The organism is Streptomyces sp. sk2.1 (genome assembly GCF_008120935.1).
Classification (GTDB): Bacteria; Actinomycetota; Actinomycetes; order Streptomycetales; family Streptomycetaceae; genus Streptomyces.
Window position 1 is genome coordinate 1 of the sequence record NZ_RDBO01000274.1, and the last position, 2222, is coordinate 2222.

2 protein-coding genes are annotated in these 2222 nt (G+C 70.0%); one reads left to right on the forward strand and one right to left on the reverse strand.

The genetic code is table 11. The features are described 5' to 3' along the window. Window positions 1-339 precede the first annotated feature (339 nt). Complete coding sequence (locus EAO76_RS43680) at window positions 340-906, reverse strand: hypothetical protein (RefSeq protein ID WP_148841743.1); 567 nt, start codon at window positions 904-906, stop codon at window positions 340-342. A 258-nt stretch (window positions 907-1164) separates the two neighbouring features. Between EAO76_RS43680 and EAO76_RS43685 the strand changes: the two genes are divergently transcribed. Next, a partial coding sequence (locus EAO76_RS43685) for a serine/threonine-protein kinase (RefSeq protein ID WP_148841744.1) occupies window positions 1165-2222 on the forward strand: 1058 nt, incomplete at its 3' end.

The following is a 2222-nucleotide window of genomic DNA, read 5'->3' on the forward strand; positions in this document are numbered from 1 at the left end:
CCCACTGCCCTGCGCGGGTACTGCGCCCCGCACGCACTCTGAGGCGGCGGAAGCGGGCTGCGTGTCGGTGGGCCGGGAGGGTGGATGAGGGCGGTTCCGGAGCAGGGCCCGGGCGTCACGTCCTTGCGGGAGGGAGTGCCCTCCCGGCCGGGTCCCGGGGCCGGGCCCTGCTCCGGAACCGCCCTCATCCACCCTCCCGGCCCACCGACACGCAGCCCGCTTCCGCCGCCTCAGAGTGCGTGCGGGGCGCAGTACCCGCGCAGGGCAGTGGGACAAGTGATGGGGCAGTGTGGTGTGCCCTTCAGGGCAACGGTTCGGCAGGAATGTTGAACCAGCAGGTCAGGGTGTCGGTTCTCGCACCTGTCCGTGTTGCGGCCGTTCGCACGAGGTACGGAGCGCTGCCAGCGCCTCCTGGACGCCTTCCGGGGCGAAGACGTGCGGGGCGGCGACATCCGGATCGGAGTCCAGGACGACGTAGTGCTCCGGGACGTAGGACAGGTCGCCCCAGGGCTCCCGGGTGTGCGCGCGGGCCAGCGTTCGGCCGCATTCCGTGCAGCCGATCCATGGGATCACCAGGAGCCGGTCGTGAAGCCCGACCGTTGTTCCGGGCAGAGGCGCCGTGGCGTCGTCCTCCACCAACCGCAGGGTCGAGTGGCTTCCGTCGCCGGAGTCCGGACGGGGGAGCGATTCGAGGGGCACGGGCCACATTCCCCAGGTCTCGCAGACCACGGCGATTTCTACCCGGGTGGTTTCGTCGATGGCCACCTGATGCTTCTGGAGGGCGGATACGAGCAGTTGGAGGCCGCCCTCCTGCTCGCCGATGTTCCAGCAGTCCATGACGTCCTGGGCATCCTCGGCCGGCAGGAGCGCGGAGAGTCGGCGCCACACGGCGGCTTCATCGGTCACTCGGGGAGGTTAACGGGGCCTGCGGACACGGCGAACCGGTGGACATGGCGAACCGGTCGACATGGTGAACCGGCGCGGCGGGCAGCCGGACGGTCGGACAGTCGGGCAGCCGGATGGTCGGCGGAACGCCGGTCGCCGAGCCGGGCGTGAGCCGGTGCGAGAGGCCCCGTGACGTGACCGAATCGCAAGTCCTGTTGATCGGCCCGGATATGACCGAGCGTCTAATCTGTTGCCTCCATGTAGTCCACAGGGGGTCGCATGCACAGCGAGGGCACGGACGGCCGTGATTCGGGCAGCGGGCAGGGCGATGAATCCTCTCGCAGGTCCGATGACGGCTGGACGGACGACCACCTCCGGAGCGACTCGACCGAGCACGTGCAGCCGTGGTCGGACACTCGGCCGACCCCCGAGGCGTCGGGCCGTGCGACGGCGACCCCCGTACCGCACCATGTGATCGACGGTCGTTACGAACTCCTGCACAGCCTCGGGCGTGGTGGCATGGGCGAGGTCTGGGAAGCCCTCGACACCCGCCTCGACCGGCACGTCGCAGTGAAGGGCCTGCTCGGCCGGGACACCGTGGGAGCGGTCACGCAGGAGCAGATGATGCACCGGGCGCGGCGCGAGGCCGCGGCCATCGCCAAGATCAGGCACCAGAACGTGGTGGCCGTGCACGACAGGGTCGAGTCCGGCAACCAGGTCTGGATCGTGATGGACCTGCTCGACGCGCGTTCGCTCGCGGACCTGATGCGCGCGGAACAGCGGCTCCCGGTGCGGCGGACGGCCGCGATCGGCCTCCAGGTGCTGGGCGGGCTGCGGGCCGTGCACGAGGCGCGGGTGGTCCACCGCGACGTGAAACCGTCCAACATCCTCTTCGCCAAGGACGACTTCGCGATCCTGGCGGACTTCGGGATCGCGACCTTCGACGGTGCCGTGCCGCTCACCAGGGCCGGGGAACTCATCGGAACGTTCAAGTACTTGGCGCCCGAACTCCTCGGCCAGACGTCGCAGCAGAGTGCCGCGACGCCGGCGTCCGACCTGTGGTCGCTGGGTGTCACGCTGTACGAAATGGTCGAGGGCCGGCACCCGTTCGACCGGGTCAACGAGTACGAGGTCCTGGTCGCGGTCTGTCAGTCGGACCCGTTGCCGATGGAGCACGGCAAGGCTCTGGCCGAGGTCGTGGGTCGGCTGATGCACAAGGACCCGCAGCAGCGGCTGAGCGCGGAGACCGCGGAGGAGATGCTGCGGAGCGTTCTCCGCAGGACCGCCGTGTCCCAGGCCGCCGCTCCTGACTCCACTCCCGCTCCTGACCCCGAGCC